The 19061-nt window shown below is 68.6% G+C and carries 22 protein-coding genes; 13 read left to right on the forward strand and 9 right to left on the reverse strand.

The window, feature by feature from the left end; all coding sequences use genetic code 11:
• Position 1 precedes the first annotated feature (1 nt).
• Positions 2-556: a TetR/AcrR family transcriptional regulator gene (locus FOH10_RS21425; RefSeq protein WP_039816123.1), complete on the reverse strand. Its 555-nt coding sequence runs from the start codon at positions 554-556 to the stop codon at positions 2-4.
• A 105-nt stretch (positions 557-661) separates the two neighbouring features.
• Between FOH10_RS21425 and FOH10_RS21430 the strand changes: the two genes are divergently transcribed.
• Positions 662-1111, forward strand: a complete 450-nt coding sequence (locus FOH10_RS21430; RefSeq protein ID WP_143982080.1) for a PaaI family thioesterase — start codon at positions 662-664, stop codon at positions 1109-1111.
• Between the two features lie 124 nt (positions 1112-1235).
• Here the strand turns inward: FOH10_RS21430 and FOH10_RS21435 are convergent, their stop codons facing one another.
• Genes FOH10_RS21435 through kdpF form a run of 4 tightly spaced genes read right to left on the reverse strand, consistent with a single transcriptional unit; the run spans position 1236 to position 6013 of the window.
• Positions 1236-2105, reverse strand: a complete 870-nt coding sequence (locus FOH10_RS21435; protein WP_143982081.1) for a potassium-transporting ATPase subunit C — start codon at positions 2103-2105, stop codon at positions 1236-1238.
• A 1-nt stretch (position 2106) separates the two neighbouring features.
• Positions 2107-4248 carry a potassium-transporting ATPase subunit KdpB gene (kdpB, locus tag FOH10_RS21440; protein ID WP_143982082.1) on the reverse strand — a complete coding sequence of 714 codons (2142 nt, stop codon included), beginning with the start codon at positions 4246-4248 and terminating at the stop codon, positions 2107-2109.
• 1 nt (position 4249) lies between these two features.
• The gene (gene kdpA, locus FOH10_RS21445; protein ID WP_143982083.1) at positions 4250-5920 is read right to left on the reverse strand and encodes a potassium-transporting ATPase subunit KdpA; all 1671 of its coding nucleotides are present in this window, start codon (positions 5918-5920) and stop codon (positions 4250-4252) included.
• Complete coding sequence (gene kdpF / locus FOH10_RS35805) at positions 5921-6013, reverse strand: K(+)-transporting ATPase subunit F (RefSeq protein WP_244961312.1); 93 nt, start codon at positions 6011-6013, stop codon at positions 5921-5923.
• A gap of 343 nt (positions 6014-6356) precedes the next feature.
• Here kdpF and FOH10_RS34920 point away from each other — a divergent pair, with 343 nt between their 5' ends.
• The 4 genes from FOH10_RS34920 to FOH10_RS21470 are packed head-to-tail and all read left to right on the forward strand — an operon-like array spanning position 6357 to position 10438.
• Positions 6357-6506 carry a hypothetical protein gene (locus FOH10_RS34920; protein WP_186000548.1) on the forward strand — a complete coding sequence of 50 codons (150 nt, stop codon included), beginning with the start codon at positions 6357-6359 and terminating at the stop codon, positions 6504-6506.
• Positions 6503-9052, forward strand: coding sequence for a sensor histidine kinase (locus tag FOH10_RS21460; RefSeq protein ID WP_143982084.1), 2550 nt, complete (start codon positions 6503-6505; stop codon positions 9050-9052). Before FOH10_RS34920 ends, FOH10_RS21460 begins: the two co-directional genes overlap by 4 nt.
• On the forward strand, positions 9049-9750 hold the full coding sequence (locus FOH10_RS21465; RefSeq protein ID WP_029930066.1) for a response regulator: 702 nt from the start codon (positions 9049-9051) through the stop codon (positions 9748-9750). The genes FOH10_RS21460 and FOH10_RS21465 overlap by 4 nt, the downstream gene beginning before the upstream one ends.
• Positions 9751-9775: 25 nt before the next feature.
• The gene (locus FOH10_RS21470) at positions 9776-10438 is read left to right on the forward strand and encodes an HAD family hydrolase (protein WP_186000549.1); all 663 of its coding nucleotides are present in this window, start codon (positions 9776-9778) and stop codon (positions 10436-10438) included.
• On the opposite strand, the gene FOH10_RS21475 is transcribed toward FOH10_RS21470, so the two are convergent.
• Positions 10435-11706 (reverse strand): Dyp-type peroxidase, encoded by a 1272-nt coding sequence (locus FOH10_RS21475; protein WP_244961313.1) that lies wholly within the window; start codon positions 11704-11706, stop codon positions 10435-10437. The two genes, FOH10_RS21470 and FOH10_RS21475, sit on opposite strands and share 4 nt — an antisense overlap.
• A 163-nt stretch (positions 11707-11869) precedes the next feature.
• Between FOH10_RS21475 and FOH10_RS21480 the strand changes: the two genes are divergently transcribed.
• From FOH10_RS21480 to FOH10_RS21515, 8 genes are all read left to right on the forward strand, one after another.
• Positions 11870-12316, forward strand: coding sequence for a MarR family winged helix-turn-helix transcriptional regulator (locus FOH10_RS21480; RefSeq protein WP_143982087.1), 447 nt, complete (start codon positions 11870-11872; stop codon positions 12314-12316).
• Between the two features lie 98 nt (positions 12317-12414).
• Positions 12415-12864, forward strand: a complete 450-nt coding sequence (locus tag FOH10_RS21485) for a hypothetical protein (protein ID WP_143982088.1) — start codon at positions 12415-12417, stop codon at positions 12862-12864.
• A gap of 9 nt (positions 12865-12873) precedes the next feature.
• Positions 12874-13521 (forward strand): HD domain-containing protein, encoded by a 648-nt coding sequence (locus tag FOH10_RS21490; protein ID WP_143982089.1) that lies wholly within the window; start codon positions 12874-12876, stop codon positions 13519-13521.
• A gap of 98 nt (positions 13522-13619) precedes the next feature.
• Positions 13620-14084: an OsmC family protein gene (locus FOH10_RS21495; protein ID WP_039816362.1), complete on the forward strand. Its 465-nt coding sequence runs from the start codon at positions 13620-13622 to the stop codon at positions 14082-14084.
• Positions 14081-14362, forward strand: coding sequence for an acylphosphatase (locus FOH10_RS21500; RefSeq protein WP_143982090.1), 282 nt, complete (start codon positions 14081-14083; stop codon positions 14360-14362). The genes FOH10_RS21495 and FOH10_RS21500 overlap by 4 nt, the downstream gene beginning before the upstream one ends.
• A 27-nt stretch (positions 14363-14389) precedes the next feature.
• Positions 14390-15040, forward strand: a complete 651-nt coding sequence (locus FOH10_RS21505; protein ID WP_244961314.1) for a hypothetical protein — start codon at positions 14390-14392, stop codon at positions 15038-15040.
• Entirely contained in the window at positions 15040-16203 is a 1164-nt protein-coding gene (locus tag FOH10_RS21510; RefSeq protein ID WP_143982091.1) for a glutathionylspermidine synthase family protein, read from the forward strand. Before FOH10_RS21505 ends, FOH10_RS21510 begins: the two co-directional genes overlap by 1 nt.
• Positions 16204-16267: 64 nt before the next feature.
• A complete protein-coding gene (locus tag FOH10_RS21515) occupies positions 16268-16711 on the forward strand; it encodes a DUF350 domain-containing protein (protein ID WP_143982092.1) in 444 nt (147 codons plus the stop codon).
• A gap of 34 nt (positions 16712-16745) precedes the next feature.
• On the opposite strand, the gene FOH10_RS21520 is transcribed toward FOH10_RS21515, so the two are convergent.
• The 3 genes from FOH10_RS21520 to rnc all read right to left on the reverse strand — a co-directional run bounded on the left by FOH10_RS21520 (position 16746) and on the right by rnc (position 19039).
• Entirely contained in the window at positions 16746-17327 is a 582-nt protein-coding gene (locus FOH10_RS21520; protein ID WP_029930077.1) for a dihydrofolate reductase family protein, read from the reverse strand.
• A gap of 99 nt (positions 17328-17426) precedes the next feature.
• Entirely contained in the window at positions 17427-18284 is an 858-nt protein-coding gene (mutM, locus tag FOH10_RS21525) for a bifunctional DNA-formamidopyrimidine glycosylase/DNA-(apurinic or apyrimidinic site) lyase (RefSeq protein ID WP_143982093.1), read from the reverse strand.
• Positions 18284-19039: a ribonuclease III gene (gene rnc / locus FOH10_RS21530; RefSeq protein ID WP_029930079.1), complete on the reverse strand. Its 756-nt coding sequence runs from the start codon at positions 19037-19039 to the stop codon at positions 18284-18286. Before rnc ends, mutM begins: the two co-directional genes overlap by 1 nt.
• Positions 19040-19061: the final 22 nt, after the last annotated feature.

The raw sequence follows: 19061 nt of genomic DNA on the forward strand, positions 1-19061 counted from the left end.
GCTAGCGCGGCAGCAGCGGCACCAGCTGTTCCCGCACCTCGTCCAGCGGCCGGGTCGTTTTCAACGCCCGCGCCTGGATGATGGCCCCCTCGATGGCGCTGAGCATGAATCCGGCCAGTGACCGCGCCCGCTCCTCGGGGAGACCCTGACGGGTGAGCGCGGCGGCGAGCCGTTCGGTCCAGTCGCCGAAGGCGAGTGCCGCGACGGCCTGCACGCGTGGCTCGTCCTCGGCCAGGGCGGCGCTGACCACCGGGCAGCCCGCGCCGAAGGCGCTGCGTTCCAGATTGCGCTTCCACCAGTCGAGCAGGGACACCAGCCAGTCCTCCGCGGTGCCGGTGGACATGAACGTGTCGATGAGCGCGGACATGCGGTCGGCCGCCACCCGGGTGGCGGCCTCCACGAGTTCCCCCTTGCCCTCGGGGAAGTGCTGGTAGAGCGAGTTGCGGGAGGCGCGGCTGCGATCCAGCAGGGCGGACAGTCCCGCACCGTGCACACCCTGCTCCCGCACCAGTTCGATGGCGCTCTCGATCAACCGGTCCCGGGGTCCGGCGCTCATGCGATCTCCTGACGGTCGTGCGGCACGGGTCTTGCGTGAACCGATCGGTCCATGGTCCAATCATGACAGATGTGAACCGATCGGTTCATCGAAAGGATGCCATTCATGACCGCCCCCGAGATCGACTTCGCCGGACTGTCGGGCCTGGAGCTGCTGCGGACCGCCATGACCATGTCGGAGCGCCCGCCCTACATCGGCGATCTGCTCGGTATCGAGGTCGATTCGCTGGAGGAGGGCGAGGTCGTGTTCAGCCTGCGCACCCGCCCGGACTTCGCCAACCCGCTCGGCACCACCCACGGCGGTATCTGCGCCACCCTGCTGGATTCGGTCATGGGCTGCGCGGTGCACACCACCCTCCCGGCGGGCGTCGGCTACACCACGCTCGGACTGGAGATCAAATACATTCGCGCGGTCCCCACCGACGGCCGCACGCTCACCGCCACCGGCACCACCGTCCACGTCGGCCGCACCACCGCCACCGCCGAGGGCCGCGTCACCGACGACCAGGGCCGCCTGGTCGCGCACGCCACCACCACCTGCGTCATCTTCCGCTGACGCCCCAACCCCGTGCGCGGCCCCACATGTCGCGCACGCCAGAGCCGCCCCGATCGCCCGCCCTGCGCGATCGGGGCGGCTCGCCCTCCACGGCCGGTGCCGCACGACACCGATGCCGAAAGACTCAGCCGCGCAGCGGGAATCGACTGTCCAGGTCCAGGTTCAGTTCGAGCACGTTCACCCTCGGCTCGCCCAGGAAGCCGAGGTCCCGCCCGCTGGTGTGGGCCGCCACCAGTGCGCGGACCGCGTCGGCGGGAACACCGCGCGCCCTGGCCACCCGCGCGACCTGAATCGCGGCGTACGCCGGGGAGATGTGCGGGTCCAGCCCGCTGCCACTGGCGGTGACCGCGTCGGCGGGCACGGCCGGAACGGCCGGGACGTCACCCGCGATCGGCACGAGACGGCCGATCGAGTAGTCCTCCCCCGCCACCGCACACTCCACCGTCACGCCCCGATACGTGGCGAGAAACGGTGTGGCCGGGCAGAGTTCGTTGACACTGACCACCGTGGTGGGATGCTCGACCGTACCGTCGGCCGAGCGTGGGCCGATGACCGACAGCACCGCGCCGACCCCGGCCGGGGTGCAGTAGGCGCGTCGCCCGTCCACACCCTCGCGCTCGCCGACTTCCTTACTGCGCGTGCACACCTCGGTGAGCAGACTGGTGGTGTCGGCGGTGTCGACGATGTCCTCCGGGCCGAGATTGCTCGCCGAGGTCGACAGTGGGTCGTAACCGTCACCGGCCACCGACGGGCGGCTCTGGAAGTACTGCGCCAGAGCGTTGCCGTCGGCATCGGTGAACGACTGCCCGACAAGGCTGGAGCCCACCAAGGCTCCGTCCCGCTCGACCAGTGACCCATCGGCCTTGTCGCGCAGGCCGGGCAGCTGCGCCACCGCGAAAACCGCGACGGGATAGACGATTCCGGTGATCACGGTGAGCACCAGCAGCGCGCGCAGCGCCGCGAGATGTTGCCGAATCCAGGTTGACGTACGCATATCAGGACATCCCGGGGAGGTATCGGACCACGAGGTCGATGAGTTTGATGCCGAGGAACGGCGCGATGATGCCGCCGACGCCGTACACCGCGAGATTGCGGCTCAACAGCTTCGACGCCGCGGCCGGTCGATAGGCCACACCTCGGAGCGCCAGCGGGATCAACGCCACGATGACGACGGCGTTGAACACGACCGCGGACAGGATCGCCGACTGCGGGCTGGCCAGGCGCATGATGTTCAGCGCGTCCAGACCGGGGTACAGCACCACGAACAGCGCCGGAATGATGGCGAAGTACTTGGCGATGTCATTGGCGATGGAGAACGTGGTGAGTGCACCGCGGGTGATGAGCAACTGTTTGCCGATCTCCACGATCTCGATGAGCTTGGTCGGATCCGAATCCAGATCGACCATGTTCCCGGCCTCCTTGGCCGCGGAGGTGCCGGTGTTCATGGCGACGCCCACATCGGCCTGGGCCAGGGCGGGCGCGTCATTGGTGCCGTCACCGGTCATGGCGACCAGGCGGCCACCGGCCTGCTCGGATTTGATGAGCGCGAGCTTGTCCTCGGGGGTGGCCTCGGCGAGGAAATCGTCCACACCCGCCTCCTCGGCGATGGCCTTGGCGGTCAGGGGATTGTCACCGGTGATCATGACGGTGCGGATGCCCATGCGGCGCATCTCGTCGAAGCGCTCGCGCATGCCTGCCTTGACCACATCCTTGAGATGGATGACGCCGAGCAGCCGGGCCGTGCCGTTATGGATCTCCGCGACCACCAGCGGGGTGCCGCCGGAGGCGGAGATGCCGTCCACGGTCCGACCGACCGCCTCGGGCACCTCGCCGCCGTTGACCCGAACCCATTCGGTGACGGCGCTGGCCGCGCCCTTGCGCAGCTGGTGCCCGTCGTGCAGGTCCACGCCCGACATGCGGGTCTGGGCGGTGAACTCCACCCAGGTCGCCCCGGTCAGCTCACCGGCGTGCCGCTCGCGCTTGTTGTACGCCTGTTTGGCGTACACCACGATGGAGCGTCCCTCGGGGGTTTCGTCGGCGAGGCTGGAAAGCTGTGCGGCATCGGCCATCTCGTCATGGGTCACGCCCGGCATGGGCACGAACTCCGACGCCTGCCGGTTGCCGAGGGTGATGGTGCCGGTCTTGTCCAGCAGCAGCGTGTTCACATCACCGGCGGCCTCCACGGCACGGCCGGACATGGCCAGCACATTGCGCTGCACCAGCCGGTCCATCCCCGCGATGCCGATGGCCGACAGCAGCGCACCGATGGTGGTGGGAATCAGGCACACCAGCAGCGACACCAGGACGATGCCGGTGACGCCGTCGCCGTTCAACGCCAGACTGTCGGGCACACCCGGATTGTCGGCTTTGGCGTAGATCGCCAACGGCTGCAACGTCACCACCGCGAAGACGAAGATGACGGTCAGCGCGGCGAGCAGGATGTTCAGCGCGATCTCGTTCGGCGTCTTCTGCCGACTCGCGCCCTCGACCAGCGCGATCATCTTGTCGATGAACGAGCCGCCCGGTTCCTGGGTGATCCGCACCACAATTCGGTCGGACAGCACCGTCGTGCCGCCGGTCACCGCCGAGCGGTCACCACCGGATTCCCGGATCACCGGCGCGGATTCCCCGGTGATGGCCGATTCGTCCACCGAGGCGATGCCTTCCACCACATCACCGTCACCGGGAATCACCTGCCCCGCCTCGACCACGACGTGGTCGCCGCGCCGCAACTCCGGGGCCGCGACCTTCTCTTCGATGACGCACGCACCGGGTGACCAGTCGATCAGCCGCCGTGCGACGGTGTCGGTCTTGGCCTTGCGCAGCGTGTCGGCCTGCGCCTTGCCCCGCCCCTCGGCGACGGCCTCGGCCAGATTGGCGAAAAGCACCGTGGCCCACAGCCAGAGCACGATGGCCCAGCCGAAGAAGCTCGGATCGGCCACCGCCAGCACGGTGGCCCAGATCGCGCCGATCTCGACGATCAGCATGACGGGGTTGCGCCACAGGGTGCGCGGATCGAGCTTGCGGAAGGCGTCCGGCAACGACTTCAGCAGTAGCTCGGGGTCGAACAGCCCCCGCCGCGCCCGCACCCTGTTCGGCTGCTCGGCCGAGGTGTGTTCGATGGTAGGAGCAGTCATATCAGTGGATTCCTTCGGCGAGCGGCCCGAGCGCCAGCGCGGGCAGGAAGGTCAGGGCGACCAGGATGACGGTCACGCCGACGACCATGCCGACGAACTGCGGCCGATGGGTCGGGAGCGTGCCGATCGATTCCGGGGTGTGACCCTGCCGGGCCAGCGAACCGGCCAGTGCGAGAACGAGAATCATGGGCAGGAAACGGCCGCAGGCCATGGCCAGGCCGAGCGCGGTGTTGAACCACTCGGTATTGCCGCCCAGCCCGGCGAAGGCCGAACCGTTGTTGTTGGCCGCGGATGTGAAGGCGTACAACACTTCCGACAGGCCGTGCGGACCGGTATTGGCCATGCTCTCGCGCTGTCCCGGCATGGCCATCGCCACCCCCGTGCCGGTCAGCACCAGCAGCGGGGTGACCAGGAAGTAGGCCGCGGCCAGCTTGATCTCCCTGGGAGTGATCTTCTTGCCCAGGTACTCCGGTGTGCGCCCGACCATCAGACCGGCCACGAACACCGTGATCACCGCCAGCACCAGCATGCCGTACAACCCGGAGCCGACACCGCCCGGCGCGACCTCACCCAACTGCATGTTGAACAGCAGCATCATGCCGCCCAGGCTGGTGTAGGAGTCGTGGAACGAGTCGACCGAACCGGTCGAGGTGAGCGTTGTCGACGCCGCGAACACCGCTGAATTCGCCACGCCGAAGCGCTGTTCCACGCCTTCCATCGACGCGCCCACCGCGCTGGGCACCGTGCCGTGGTGCCGCAACTGGAACACCATCGTCAGCGACCAGCTGACCATCGCGATGGTGGCCATCACGGCGGCGATGGCGAAGCCCTGCTTCGTACTGCCGACCATGCGCCCGAAGGTGCGCGGCAACGAGAAGCTGATCACCAGCAGCAGGAAGATCTCGAGCCAGTTGGTCCAGGTCGTCGGGTTCTCGAACGGGTGCGCGGAGTTGACGTTGTAGAAGCCGCCACCATTGGTGCCCAGGTCCTTGATGGCCTCCTGGCTGGCGACCGGACCGCCCGGCAGCGTCTGTTGCGCGCCCGAGACCGTAGTCGCCACCTGGTCGTACACGTGAAAGTTCTGTACGGCTCCGCCGACCACCAGCACCAGTGCCGCCACGAAGGAGATCGGCAGCAGAATTCGGATGGTTCCCCTCACCAGATCCACCCAGAAGTTGCCCAGATCCCCGGTCCGCTGGCGCGCGAAACCACGCACCACCGCCATCGCCACCGACATGCCCACGGCCGCGGACACGAAATTCTGCACGGCCAGCCCGCTCATCTGCACGAGGTGGCCGTAGGTGGACTCACCGCCGTAGTTCTGCCAGTTCGTATTCGTGACGAAACTGACCGCGGTATTCCACGCCAGCTCCGCGGTCACCTCGGTGCCCTGTTCGTTCAAATGCAGTGGCAGCCTGCCCTGCAGCAGTTGCAGGAAGAACAGGAACAGCACGCTCACCGCCGAGAACGCGAGCACACTGCGCGCGTATACGCCCCAGGTGTGCTCCACCCCCGGTTTCACACCGATGAGCCGATAGACGGCCCGCTCCACACGGGAATGCTCGGTACCGCTGTAGACCCGATACATGTAGTCGCCGAGCGGTACGTGCACCAGGGCCAGCGCGATGATCAGGGATGCCAGGAAGACGATCCCCGCTGTAGTCGTGCTCACTCAGAACCTCTCCGGAAACAGCAGCGCCGCAATGAGATAGGCGGCGATACCGACGGCCAGGACCAGTCCGACGACGTTCTGCGTCACAGCCACTCCACCCCCCGCTGGATCAGACCGATCAAGGCGAAGACCCCGATGGTCAGCACGGTGAACACCACGATGGACATGTATCCGAACCTCTCTACTCACGAGCACATCCGTAGCTGCGCCGGAGTGAGTCAAGCGCTCAGTTCGCCTGATTTCGACACCCTTGACGCTTCCTTAGCGCCCCATGTCACGGCTTTGACGGGTCACTAACGGCGTGTCGTCGAAAGTCGTCAACGCACGCGCACTAGACGTAAAGAAACCGCTATTCTCCGGCCGATCGGTATTCGCGGCGGTAAACAGTGTGAAATCCGAATGCGCGAGACCCGCGCACCTACCCAAGGAGAAATCAGTGCCCGAGATGGCGTGCACCCTGCTGGTTGTCTTCGGCTTCCTCGCGCTGGCCCTGTGCCTGCGCGTCCTCACCGGAGCAACCGCGGCGCGGCGCGTGCGGGTGGCGCGCGTCCCGCGCCGTGACCCGCGCGCGATGATGAGGCGGTGAAACGCGGGCAACTGCGGATTTACCTGGGGGCGGCCCCGGGGGTCGGCAAGACGTATTCGATGCTGGCGGAGGCGCACCGGCGGCTCGAGCGCGGGCGCGATGTGGTCGCGGCCGTGGTCGAGACGCACGGGCGCGAGCGGACCGCCGAACTGCTGGCGGGGATCGAGCGGGTACCGCCCCGGCTGGTCGAGTACCGGGGCACCACGTTGCCGGAGCTCGATGTGGCGGCGGTGCTGCGGCGGGCCCCGGCGGTGGTGCTGGTGGACGAGCTGGCGCACACCAATGTGCCGGGCAGCGAGCACGAGAAGCGCTGGCAGGACGTACACGAACTGCTCGACGCCGGAATCGATGTGATCTCCACGGTCAATGTGCAACACCTGGAGAGCCTCAACGATGTGGTCGAGCAGATCACCGGAGTGGTGCAGCGAGAAACCGTGCCGGACTGGGTGGTTCGCGGAGCCGACCAGGTGGAGCTGGTCGATATCACCCCGGAAGCGCTGCGGCGCAGACTGTCCCACGGGAATGTGTACGCGGCCGACAAGGTGGATGCCGCGCTGCGGAACTACTTCCGGCCCGGAAACCTGACCGCACTACGCGAGTTGGCGCTGCTGTGGCTGGCCGATCAGGTCGACGCGGCGCTCGCCAAGTATCGGGAGGACCACCGGATCACGGCCACCTGGGAAGCGCGCGAACGCGTCGTGGTCGCCGTGACCGGCGGACCGGAGTCGGAAACCATCGTGCGACGGGCCAGCCGTATCGCCGCCAAATCCAGTGCCGAACTCATCGTCGTGCACGTGGTGCGCGGCGACGGCCTGGCGGGGGTCTCGACCCAGCGGTTGCGACGACTGCGCGACCTGGCCACCGGTCTCGGCGCGTCGCTGCACACCGTCACCGGCGACGACGTGCCCACGGCCCTGCTGGACTTCGCCCGCCAGGTCAATGCGACCCAACTGGTGCTGGGCACGTCTCGGCGCTCGCGCTGGGCGCGCATGCTGGACGAGGGCATCGGAGCGACCGTGGTGCAGCGGTCCGGAAAGATCGACGTCCACATGGTGACCCACGAGGAATCCCAGCGTGGGTTCCGGTGGCGGCCGCTCGCACCCCGGGAGCGCACACTCACCTCCTGGCTGGCCGCGGTCGGGGTGCCGTGGCTCATCTGCGCGGTGAGCGCGCTCTGGCTGGATCAGTTCATGGATCTCGGTGGCGAGAGCGCCTTGTTCTTCATCGGTGTCATCGCGGTCTCACTGCTCGGCGGCGTGGCACCCGCGACACTGTCGGCGCTGCTGTCGGGACTGCTGCTGAACTGGTTCTTCACCGACCCCCGCTACAGCTGGACGATCGCCGAGATCGACAACGCCCTCACCATCGTGGTGTTGCTGCTGGTGGCGGTGGCGGTGGCGGCGCTGGTGGACGTGGCGGCCGAACGCACCAGGGAAGCGCGCCGGGCTTCCCGGCAGGCCGAGCTGCTCACCCTGTTCGCCGGGGCGATCCTGCACGGCGCGAACCTGCGGGATCTGCTGGAGCGGGCGCGGGAGACCTACAACCTCAGAGCGGTCAGCTTCGTCACCGACACCGCGGTGGTCGCCGCTGTCGGCGAGCACGCCCCCCAGCGCGTGGACGACGCCGACGCCGCCATCGAGGCCGATGACAAAACGCACCGATTGCTGCTCTCGGGCCGCCGCCTCGCCTCCGCCGACCGGCTGGTACTCGGCGCGGTCGCGAATCAGGCCGCCGGACTGGTGAATCAGCGACAGCTGCGGGAGGAGGCCAGCGCCGCGCAGGCGCTGCTGGCGGCCGACAAGTTGCGTCGCGCGCTGCTGTCAGCGGTGAGCCACGATCTGCGCACCCCCCTGGCCGCCGCCAAGGCGTCGGTGTCGAGTCTGCGCAGCGACGATGTGGAGTTCTCCCCCGAGGACACCGCCGAACTGCTGGAGACCATCGAGGAATCGGTGGATCAGCTCACCGCGCTGGTCGGCAATCTGCTGGATTCGTCGCGGCTCATGGTGGGTGTCGTGCGACCGCGGATGCGGCGGGTATACCTGGATGAGGTGGTGCACCGGGCGCTGCTCGGCATGGGCACCCGGGGTCTGCGGCGGACGGCCCGCGACCGGGTGCGGGTGGCGGTCGACAGTGTCTCGGTCCGCGCCGACAGCGGGCTGTTGGAACGGGTGCTGGCGAATCTGATCGACAATGCGGTGCGGTACTCCCCCGCCGACGCGCCCGTGCGGGTGACCGCCGAGCAGACCGGTGACCGGGTGTCGCTCACCGTGGTCGACACCGGGCCGGGCGTGCCCACCGGGCTGGAGGACCAGCTGTTCGAACCGTTCCAGCGGCTCGGCGACCGGGACAATTCCACCGGCGTGGGGCTGGGACTGTCGGTGGTGCGCGGTTTCGTGGACGCCATGGGCGGCACCGTGCACGCCGAACCGACCCCGGGCGGCGGACTGACGATGGTGATCGACCTACCCGCGGGTGGTGGTGACTCCGAAGACTCCACCGAGACGGAATCGCCGGCGGGTACGGCTACAGAACAGGAGATCGGGTGACGACATCGGCGACTGCGCCGACCAAGGTCCTCGTGGTCGACGACGAACCGCAGATTCTGCGGGCGCTGCGCATCAACCTGTCGGTGCGCGGCTACGAGGTGATCACCGCCGCGAACGGGGCGGCCGCGCTGCGCGCGGCCGCGGAGAAACATCCCGACGTGGTGGTGCTGGACCTGGGGTTGCCGGATATGGACGGCATCGAGGTGCTCGGCGGGCTGCGCGGCTGGTCCACCGCGCCCGTGATCGTGCTGTCGGCGCGCACGGACTCCTCCGACAAGGTGGAGGCGCTGGACGCGGGCGCGGACGACTACGTCACCAAGCCGTTCGGCATGGACGAACTGCTGGCCCGGCTGCGCGCGGCGGTGCGCCGGGCCGCCACCTCCGGCGACAATGCCGAGCCGGTGGTGGAAACCGCCTCCTTCACGGTCGATCTGGCCATGAAGAAGGTGACCCGGCACGGCAAGGACGTGCACCTCACCCCCACCGAGTGGGGAATGCTGGAGATGCTGGTGCGCAATCGCGGCAAGCTGGTGGGGCGGCGGGAGCTGTTGCGCGAGGTGTGGGGTCCCTCGTACGCGACCGAAACCCATTATCTGCGGGTCTATCTCGCGCAGTTGCGGCGCAAACTCGAGGACGACCCGTCGCAGCCCAAACATCTGCTGACCGAGGCGGGCATGGGGTACCGGTTCCAGGCGTGAGCCCGGGATGGCGCACGATGGGGCCATGTCATTCCAGGCGATCGTGTTCGACATGGACGGCGTACTGCTCGACACCGAGCCCATCTGGGAGGAGGTCCGGCGCGGCTATATCGACGAGCTGGGCGGCCGCTGGCTGTCCGACACCCAGGACCGGCTCATGGGTATGAGCACCGCCGAGTGGGCCGAATACCTGAGCACCGACCTGCTGGACGGGCGGCGCACGCCCGAACAGGTGGCCGGGGACGTCATCGACCGCATGAGCGACCGCTACGCCGACCACCTGCCGCTCATGCCGCATGCGGTGGAGACGGTGCGCGGCATGGGCGAGCATTTCATTCTCGGCCTGGCCAGTTCGTCGCCGCGACGGCTCATCGACGTCGCCCTCGACCACATGGGGGTGACCCGGCTGTTCCGGGCCACCGTCTCCACCGAGGAGGTGCCGCGCGGCAAGCCCGCCCCGGACGGCTACCTGGCGGCGGTAGCCCGGCTCGGCATCACCCCCGAATCCGGTGCGGCCATCGAGGATTCCAGCAACGGCCTGCGCTCGGCGCACGCCGCCGGTCTCACGGTGATCGCCGTGCCGCACCCGCGCTACCCACCGGCCGAGGATGCCCTGGGGCTGGCCGCCTATGTCGCCGACGGACTGAAAGAGCTGACACCCGAACTGGTTTCGTCGCTGGCGAGCTAGCCCAAGCCCAGCCCGGCGGCGATCGGCGCACCGGGTGCCGCGCCGGGCGGTACGGCGAAGAGGGCGCTGCCGGTGTGCTGGATGACCGCGTTCATCCGATCGGATGCGGCGAGTGCTCGCTGCGCCCGGATGAACTGTGCCGGTGGGTTGTTCATGTAGGCCACGAACAGCAGTCCGGCATCGAGGGCGCTGTGGCCACCGTGGGTGTGGTTCGGATCGGTGCCCTCGGGGTGGCTGTGCGGAGCGACCGGTTCCGGCTCGCCGCCCGCGTTGGCGACGAGGGTGCCGTAGTCGTAGCTGTAGCCGCGGCGGAACATCGGGATGTCGTGGACCAGGCGGATATGGGAGTCGGCCGGGATGATCAGCTCGCCGTCGGCGGAGCGGGCGTCGAGGTCCACCGGATCGAATTCCCCGGTGCCGCCGAGCGGCGCGCCGTCACCGCGCCGACGTCCCACGATGCGGTCCTGTTCGGCCAGCGCCAACATGTCCCAGTCGGCGGTCTTCATGCGGATCTTGCGGAACACCAGATAGCTGCCGCCGTGGAACCACGCGGGTTCGGCGGAGCCGTCCACCCAGACCGTGCGCGCGAACTCCGGGGTGCCGGGGCGGGGGTTGGCGGTGCCGTCCTTGTGGCCGAACATATTTCGCGGGGTGCCGCCGTCCTTCGGGCGGCTCAGGAAGCCGTGCTGGGTCCAGCGCATCCGCCCCAGGCCCGGCAGCCGCGCCCGCAACGACCGGAAGGCATGGCTCACCACCTGGGCGTCATCGGCGCAGATCTGTACCAGGACGTCGCCACCGCACCAGGCGGGATTCAGTGCGTCGCCGGGAAATTCGGGCAGCTGCCGCAGGTGTTCGGGGCGGCGGTCGGCCAGACCGAAACGGTCGTCGAAGAGCGACGGGCCGAGGCCGAAGGTCACGGTCAGGCGGGCGGGATCGAGCCCGCTGGCGAAATCGGTGTGATTGCTGAAGCCCGGATCGGTATCGGCGGTATCCGGCACCCGCTCACCCGCGGTGAGCGCGACCGCGGTCTCCGTGCAGGCGGCCAACAGCTCGCGCAACACCCTGCGATCCGGGGTCGCGACATCGCAGGCCAGAAAGAGCGCGTGCGACTGTACGACGGTCTCGATGCCGGCCTGATGCGGCCCGTGGAACGGTTCGACGGATGGGTCCGGCGAGCGCTCCGGCGCGCTCACCCGGCCCGCCACGATCCCGGCGCTCGCCGCACCCGCCGCCATGAGTGCCGAGCCGAAGAGCGTGCGCCGCGACAAACGGCCGGAGCCGCCAGAATTACTACGTGCAGTAGTAGTTTCGTCCATGGGATCGCAGCGTAACCGCGCATGGGCCAACCTTCAACCAGACTGAAGGCTATCGCGACCTGCCAGCGCGCCCCGGCAACCACCCCCGCACCGGAGCGTGCGCGAAAATATCCCGGTGACCACCCAGAACGGCCTGCCCGAACCGCCACCCGCCAGCACCTCGATCATCGTGCTGACCTTGGCGCATCGCATCGAGGCCGAACTCGGCGCGGCACTGGCCCCGCTGAGCCTCACCGTCGCCCGCTTGGCGGTCCTCGGCCATATCGCCGCCATTCCAGGGGCGTCGTTCAGCGAGTTGGCGCGCATGGGCGACATCAGCGTGCAGAGCGTGCACACCGCGGTGAAATCCATGGTCGCCGCGGGACTGGTGCGCGATCGCACGGCTCGCGCCGGATCGGCGTCGACCATCGAACTCACCGCGAAGGGCAGGCGCCTGCTGCGCGCGGCCCAGCAGGTGGTCGACGAGGTGGACGAGCGCCTGTTCGGAGCCGAGGCGGACCCCGACCGCCGCCGGATCGGCGAGGCGGTGATGGCGGCCTTCCGGGCCGGAAGCGGTTCCTGACAACCACTTTCCCCGCTCGCGGTGACGTTTCCCACAACCTTCAGCCTAACTGAAGCCTGCTGCTACGCTTCAGTCACCCTGAAGGTTGGAGTGATGCCATGCAGAAGGCACTGCTGTCGATACACGTGCTGGCCGGAATCATCTTCGTCGGCGGTTCGGCCGTCGCCGCGAGCCTGTTCCCGCGCTACGCACCCGTCGCCGTCACCGCGGCCGGACCTCCCGCGCCCGAACGAAACCCGGCCGTCGCCAAGGCTTTTCACCGGATCACCGGCACCTATGCGCTGCTGGCCCTCAGCGTGCCGATCGTCGGCATCATCCTGGCCACCGTGCAGGGCCGGATGAGCGAGATCTGGATAACCCTCGCCATGGCCCTCACCTTCACCGCGGGCGGCCTGCTCGCCGTCGTCATCCACCCCATGCAGCGCCAAGCGCTCGACGCCCCGGACGACGGGAAGCGCCTGCGCACCCTCGGCATGCTCGCCGGAATCTACAACCTGCTGTGGACGGTCGTGGTCGTCCTCATGATCGTGCGCCCCGGCGCGGAATAGGAGTAACTCATGTCACTCGCCCTCCCCGCGACCCCGCTGGCCGAGGCCGCCAACCAGCTGATGTTCGAGGCACTGGAGCCCCATCTGTGCCACCACAGCCTGCGCGGCTTCTTCTTCGGCCGGGCGCTCGCCGCCGCCGAGGGACTCACCCCCGGCCGGGACTACGACGAGGAGACCATGTTCCTCATCTGCGTCCTGCACGATATCGGGCTGGCCGAACGCGCCAATGGCACACAGCGATTCGAGATGGACGGCGCGGACTACGCGGCGCAGTGGCTGGAAGGGCAGGGCGTCACCGATGAGCGCGTCGACATCATCTGGGACGCCATCGCCGCGCACACCACGGGACTGAGTTCGTCGCCCGTCTACCGTCGCCGCCGCCCGGCAGAGATCTGGATCTCGGTCAGCGGTATCGGCATCGACGTGGGCGGCGGCCCGGACGATCTGCCGCCGGGCCTGGCCGACGCCGTGCACGTCGCCTACCCGCGCCTCGGCGGCACCCGCGCCCTCACCGAGTCCATCGCGAAACAGGTGATCGCGAATCCGCGCAAGGCCCCGCCGGGCAGTCTGGCGGGCGAGATCCTGCGGCTGCGGCATCCGGAGCTGGTGCCGTTCACCTGGGACACCGTGCTCGACACCAGCGGCTGGCGGGACTGAGCCGACCGGTGCGGCGGAATGCGGCCGACCCGATCGACGTTCGGCATATCCGGACGGGTCCCGCCGGGCCCGCCACCGAGCAATGGGAGGATCGTGTCATGTCCGAACAGACCGCCGCACCGCAGACCGCCGCTCCCACCCTGGCCGCCGAACCGGTCGAACTGTGGGTGGAGCGCACCGGCACCCGCGCCTACACCGGCCGCAACAACCGCGGCGGCGAGGTGCTCATCGCCTCCCAGGGCGTACCCGGCGCGTTCACGCCCGGTGAACTGCTGAAGATCGCGCTGGCGGGCTGCACCGGACTCAGCGCCGACTTCACCCTGTCGCGCCGTCTCGGCGACAACTTCGACGCCACCGTGCGCGTCTCCGGCGACGCCGACCGCGAGAACGAGCTCTACCCCGAGCTGAACGAATCCTTCGAACTGGATATGAGCGAACTCGACGAGGAGTCCCGGCAGCGGCTGCTGGTCGCCGCGCAGCGCGCCATCGACAAGGTGTGCACCGTGGGCCGCACCCTGAAGGCGGGCACCGTGGTCAACCTGTCCTTCACCATCGACGAATGAGCGCCGACCCCGTCCGGCTCAGCGCCTGGGTGCACGGACTCGTCCAGGGGGTGGGCTTCCGGTGGTGGACGCGGTCGCGGGCGCTCGAGCTCGGGCTCACCGGTTACGCCCGCAATCACCGCGACGGCCGGGTGCACGTGATCGCCGAGGGGCCGCGGCGGAATTGTGAGACACTTCTGACGCTGCTGCGCGCCGGTGAGACACCTGGCCGAGTCGATCTCGTTGTGGAAGACTGGGGCGCCGCACAGGGCGGAATGAACGGATTCGAGGAGCGGTAGTGCGCGGGGTGGCCAGGGAGTCGAGCGATGACTGACGAACATCCCGGCGGACCACCGAATTCCGCCGACGACGACCGCCCCGTTGCCCTGCCGACCCCGCCGCGCGGCAGTATGCAGCGCCAGGAACCCGGAGTCACCCAGCCGCGCCCGCCCACGGTGGCCGAGGCGCGGGCGCGCGAGAAGGCCCGGCGGCGAGCCGAGGAGCAGGCCCGGGCCGCGGCCGACGCCGAGGCGGCCAAGCAGAAGAAGCGCAAGAAGCTGCTCATCGGCAGTGTCGCCGTGGTGGGCGTGGCTGGACTGGTCGGCGGCGGCTACCTCGCCTACAGCGCGCTCACCGGACCCGATATCACCGCCTACTGCACCGTCATCGTCGACAAGGGTGAGACGGTCGTCGTCGGCAACAATGGCGAGACCTACACCGCCACCAGGAACAACGAGGAGATCGTGGTCCCCGACCGGTACTGCGAGGAAGCCTCGCGTTCCAGCGGCGGCAACAGCACCGGCGTCTTCATTCTCGCGGGCAACCAGTACCGCTACTACTACGGCGGCACGAACACCATCGGCAAACCGCCGTCGGGCGGCACCACGGTGAAGCCCAAGGGTGCGGAGATCAAGACCAAGAGCGGCACCACCATTCAGCGCGGCGGGCTGGGCACCCGGATCGGCGGCGGGTCGTAATGCGGCGACTGCGCGGCACCCCGCGCCCGGGCTGGAAGGACATCACCGCGGCGCAGGGGCTGGTATACGGCTCCCCGGGGCGCGACGCCAGCGGGCAGCCCCGCCCGTACTGGGACGAGTCGGTGCACTACACCTTCGACATGGACGAGATCCTGGCCCTCGAGGCGCAGGTCGAGGTGCTGCACACCATGTGCCTGCACGCCGTCGAACAGGTCGTGCTCACCGAGCGGTTCGCCGATTTCGGTCTGCCGCAGTGGAGTTGGGAACCCATCGCCAATTCCTGGAAGCGTGCCGACCCGCACGTCTACGGCCGCTTCGACCTGCGCTACGACGGCCGCGGTCCGGCGAAACTGTTGGAGTACAACGCCGATACACCCACCTCGCTGCTGGAGGCGGCGATCGTGCAGTGGCACTGGCTCACCGACACCCATCCCGACGACGACCAGTGGAACTCCCTGCACGAGAAGCTCGTCGAGCGCTGGGGCGAACTGCGGGACGCCCTGCCCGGCGGCGAACTGCACTTCACCTGGTCCAGCGCCGACGCCACCGGCGAGGACAATGTCACCACCGCGTACATGCAGGAGACGGCCGCCGAGGCCGGATTCGACACCATCGCACTGCCCATCGAAGAGGTCGGCTGGGACACCGAACTGGAGCGCTTCGTCGATCTGGCGGAAGCGCCCATCGATTCGGTCTTCAAGCTCTACCCGTGGGAGTGGGTGCTCGACGACGACTTCGGACAGCGCGTGGTGGGCTCCCTGCCGCAGACCATGTGGCTGGAACCGCTGTGGAAGACATTGCTGTCCAACAAGGCCATTCTCGCGGTGCTGTGGGAGATGTACCCCGGACACCCGAATCTGCTGCCCACCTACCTCGACGACCCGCACGAACTCACCGAATACATCCGCAAGCCGAAACTCGGCCGCGAGGGCGCGAATATGACCATCGTCGGCGCGGGACTGGAAACCGCCACCGGCGGCGTCTACGGCGCGGAGGGCTTCGTGTACCAGCTGCTGGACCCGCTGCCGGAATTCGACGGGATGCGGCCGGTGCTGGGCGCCTGGATCGTCGGCGACACCTCGGCCGGCCTCGGCATCCGGGAAACCGCCGGGCTCATCACCGATGATGGGGCGGCCTTCGTACCGCACCGGATTCCGCAGTGACCGCACCGGTGACCGAGCCCGTCGGTGCGCACGCTTTGACCAACCCCCTAACTGGAGGACATCGATGACAGCCACACTCGCGCTGGAAGCGAGCACGCTCGGCCGTGGCGTGGGGGCCATCCTCTGCTACGCCGTACTCGGCCTGGTGCTCATGGTGCTCGGCTTCCTCGCCGTGGATCTGACCACCCCGGGCCCGCTGCGCGCCATGGTCGCCGAGGGGCGGCCCAATGCGGTGCTGGTGAGCGCCAGCGGGATGATCAGCATGGCGCTCATCGTGGTGCTGGCCATCTACGCCTCGGCGGGCAAGCTCTCCGACGGCCTCGTCACCGCCGGCGTGTACGGCTTGGTCGGCATTGTGGCGCAGGTGGTTTCGGTGCGGCTGCTGGAGCTGGCGGTCGGCATCGACATCGGTGCGATGCTGAAGAACACCGACTACACGGCGGCCGCCTGGATGGTGGCCGCCGCCCACCTGTCGCTCGGCCTCGTGGTCGCCGTCGCGATTCTCTGATATATCCGCACCAGGGCGATATCGCCCTGGTGCGCTAGCGAATCCGGCTGTACTTGAGAAACGCCACGCCGTCCTCGAACACGCGGCTGGTCAGCACCCGGAAGCGGGCCGCGTCGGGAAGCCGTGCGCTGGAACCGAACAGCGGACGGCCCCGCCCCAGCACGATCGGGTACAGCTTCAGGAAGATCTGGTCGATCTCCGGCAGCAGCGCCTGGGCGAGTTCCCCACCGCCGCACAGCCAGATGCCGAGTCCCTTCTCCCGCTTGAGCTCTCGCACCCGACCCAGCGGATCCGCGGAGATGAGCTCCACATCCGGGTCCGGACTCTCCGGCAGCGCACCCGACACCACGAACTGGCGCAGATGCGCGTACGGGCTCGAGGTGCCCGTCCGGACGCCGAAATCATGTGTCTTGCGGCCCATTACGACGGTGTCGAAGGTGGTGCCGGACTTGTCGATGCCCAGCGCCTCCCGCACCTTGGTCGGCAACGTCTCCGGATAGTGCGCGGCGATCGCCGAACCGTGGTCACCGCCCACGGGGAAGAAATCGACCGAGCCGTCCTCGGTGGCAATGAACCCGTCGATGGTCGACGCGACGTAGTAGGTCAGTTTGCGCATTCGTCCTCCATGGCCGCGCAGTGCGGCCGATAGAAAAACGGTAGCGCCTGAAAGTGATCGCGGCGAGGCCGTCGGGTGGCCGAAGGGCAAGCCCCCAGTTCAGGGGCGGGGTCGGCGCTGGCAGCGCGGGCAGGAGAACGAGGACCGGTTCATGAACTTCTCCCGCACCATGGGGGCGCCGCAGCGGCGGCACGGCTCGTCCTCGCGGCCGTAGGCGTTGAGCGAGCGCTCGAAGTAGCCGGACTGGCCGTTGACGTTCACATAGAGCGCGTCGAAGGAGGTGCCGCCCGCGAGCAGCGCCTCGCCCATCACCGCCCGCACCTCGGTGAGCAGACCGTGCAGGGCAGGCTTGGAGAGCTTGGCGGCAAGGCGCTCGCCGTGGATCCCGGCTCGCCACAGCGCCTCGTCGGCGTAGATGTTGCCGATGCCCGAGACCACGGTCTGATCGAGCAGTACCCGCTTGATCTCGGAATGTTTGCGTCGCAACACCGTCACGACCGCGTCCGGATCGAAGTGCGGGTCGACCGGATCGCGCGCGATATGCGCCACCGCGTCCGGCAGCGGCGTGCCGTCCACCTCCACCAGCGGGGCGAGCATCCAGCCGCCGAACGTGCGTTGATCCACGAAGCGCAGCTCACTGCCGGAGTCGAGGGCGGCGATGATATGGGCGTGCTTCTCCAGGGGCGCGTCGGCGGGCTGCACCAGCATCTGCCCGCTCATGCCCAGATGCACGACCAGCGCGGTATCGGGCTCGTCGAAGGTGAGCCACAGGAATTTGCCGCGGCGCTGCGCCGCCTCGACGCGCAGGCCGGCCAGCCGCGCGGCCAGATCGTCGGCGCCGGGCACATGCCTGCGCACCGAGCGCGGATGTTTGACGGTGACGGATTCGACGACGCGGCCCGCCACATGCTCGGCGAGGCCGCGTCGTACGACTTCGACTTCGGGAAGTTCGGGCATCAGGCCCCTGGGTTCTCCACGGTCTCGGCGTGCAGCGACTGATAGGCGGCCCCGGCCGCCTTCTGCTCCGCTTCCTTCTTGGAGCGGCCCACACCCTGACCGTAGGCACGACCACCGATCACCGCCGTGGCGGTGAACTCCTTGTCGTGGTCGGGCCCGGTCGAGGTGATCTCGTAACTGGGCACGCCGATACCGCGTTCCGCGGTCAGCTCCTGCAGACTGGTCTTCCAGTCCAGCCCGGCGCCCATGCGGGGGCCGCGCTCGAGCAGGTCCGCGAACAGACGCAGCACCACGCTGCGCGCGACATCGATGCCGTGCTGCAGGTGCACCGCACCCAGCAGCGACTCCATACCGTCGGCGAGAATGCTCGGCTTGTCCCGGCCGCCGGTGAGCTCTTCGCCCTTGCCCAGCAGCAGGTGACGGCCGAGGCCGCCCTCGCCCAGCCCGCGCGCCACTTCGGCGAGCGCGTGCATATTGACCACGCTCGCGCGCAGCTTCGCCAGCTCACCCTCGGACTTGTCCGGGTGTTCCAGATACAGGCGTTCGGTGATGCTCAGTCCGAGCACCGAATCGCCCAGGAACTCCAGTCGCTCGTTGGTCGGCAGTCCGCCGTTCTCGTACGCGTACGAGCGATGGGTGAGCGCGAGGCGCAGCAGGTCCGGTCGCACATCGACGCCGAGCGCCTCGAGCAGGCTGGTGTGGTCGGCTGAGTCGCCTACGGCGGGTACGTCCGCCGCGTCCTTGCTGGCGGTCACGGTTGCGCTACCGGAGGTCCGA

This window comes from Nocardia otitidiscaviarum (assembly GCF_007362295.1).
GTDB lineage: Bacteria > Actinomycetota > Actinomycetes > Mycobacteriales > Mycobacteriaceae > Nocardia > Nocardia otitidiscaviarum.

Excerpts from the sequence above, each read along its gene's own strand:
- FOH10_RS21425 (WP_039816123.1), bottom strand. The coding sequence starts at position 556 with ATGAGCGCCGGACCCCGGGACCGGTTGATCGAGAGCGCCATCGAACTG.
- FOH10_RS21430 (WP_143982080.1), top strand. The coding sequence starts at position 662 with ATGACCGCCCCCGAGATCGACTTCGCCGGACTGTCGGGCCTGGAGCTG.
- FOH10_RS21435 (WP_143982081.1), bottom strand. The coding sequence starts at position 2,105 with ATGCGTACGTCAACCTGGATTCGGCAACATCTCGCGGCGCTGCGCGCG.
- kdpB (WP_143982082.1), bottom strand. The coding sequence starts at position 4,248 with ATGACTGCTCCTACCATCGAACACACCTCGGCCGAGCAGCCGAACAGG.
- FOH10_RS21470 (WP_186000549.1), top strand. The coding sequence starts at position 9,776 with ATGTCATTCCAGGCGATCGTGTTCGACATGGACGGCGTACTGCTCGAC.
- FOH10_RS21485 (WP_143982088.1), top strand. The coding sequence starts at position 12,415 with ATGCAGAAGGCACTGCTGTCGATACACGTGCTGGCCGGAATCATCTTC.
- FOH10_RS21490 (WP_143982089.1), top strand. The coding sequence starts at position 12,874 with ATGTCACTCGCCCTCCCCGCGACCCCGCTGGCCGAGGCCGCCAACCAG.
- FOH10_RS21495 (WP_039816362.1), top strand. The coding sequence starts at position 13,620 with ATGTCCGAACAGACCGCCGCACCGCAGACCGCCGCTCCCACCCTGGCC.
- FOH10_RS21500 (WP_143982090.1), top strand. The coding sequence starts at position 14,081 with ATGAGCGCCGACCCCGTCCGGCTCAGCGCCTGGGTGCACGGACTCGTC.
- FOH10_RS21505 (WP_244961314.1), top strand. The coding sequence starts at position 14,390 with ATGACTGACGAACATCCCGGCGGACCACCGAATTCCGCCGACGACGAC.
- FOH10_RS21510 (WP_143982091.1), top strand. The coding sequence starts at position 15,040 with ATGCGGCGACTGCGCGGCACCCCGCGCCCGGGCTGGAAGGACATCACC.
- FOH10_RS21515 (WP_143982092.1), top strand. The coding sequence starts at position 16,268 with ATGACAGCCACACTCGCGCTGGAAGCGAGCACGCTCGGCCGTGGCGTG.
- FOH10_RS21520 (WP_029930077.1), bottom strand. The coding sequence starts at position 17,327 with ATGCGCAAACTGACCTACTACGTCGCGTCGACCATCGACGGGTTCATT.
- mutM (WP_143982093.1), bottom strand. The coding sequence starts at position 18,284 with ATGCCCGAACTTCCCGAAGTCGAAGTCGTACGACGCGGCCTCGCCGAG.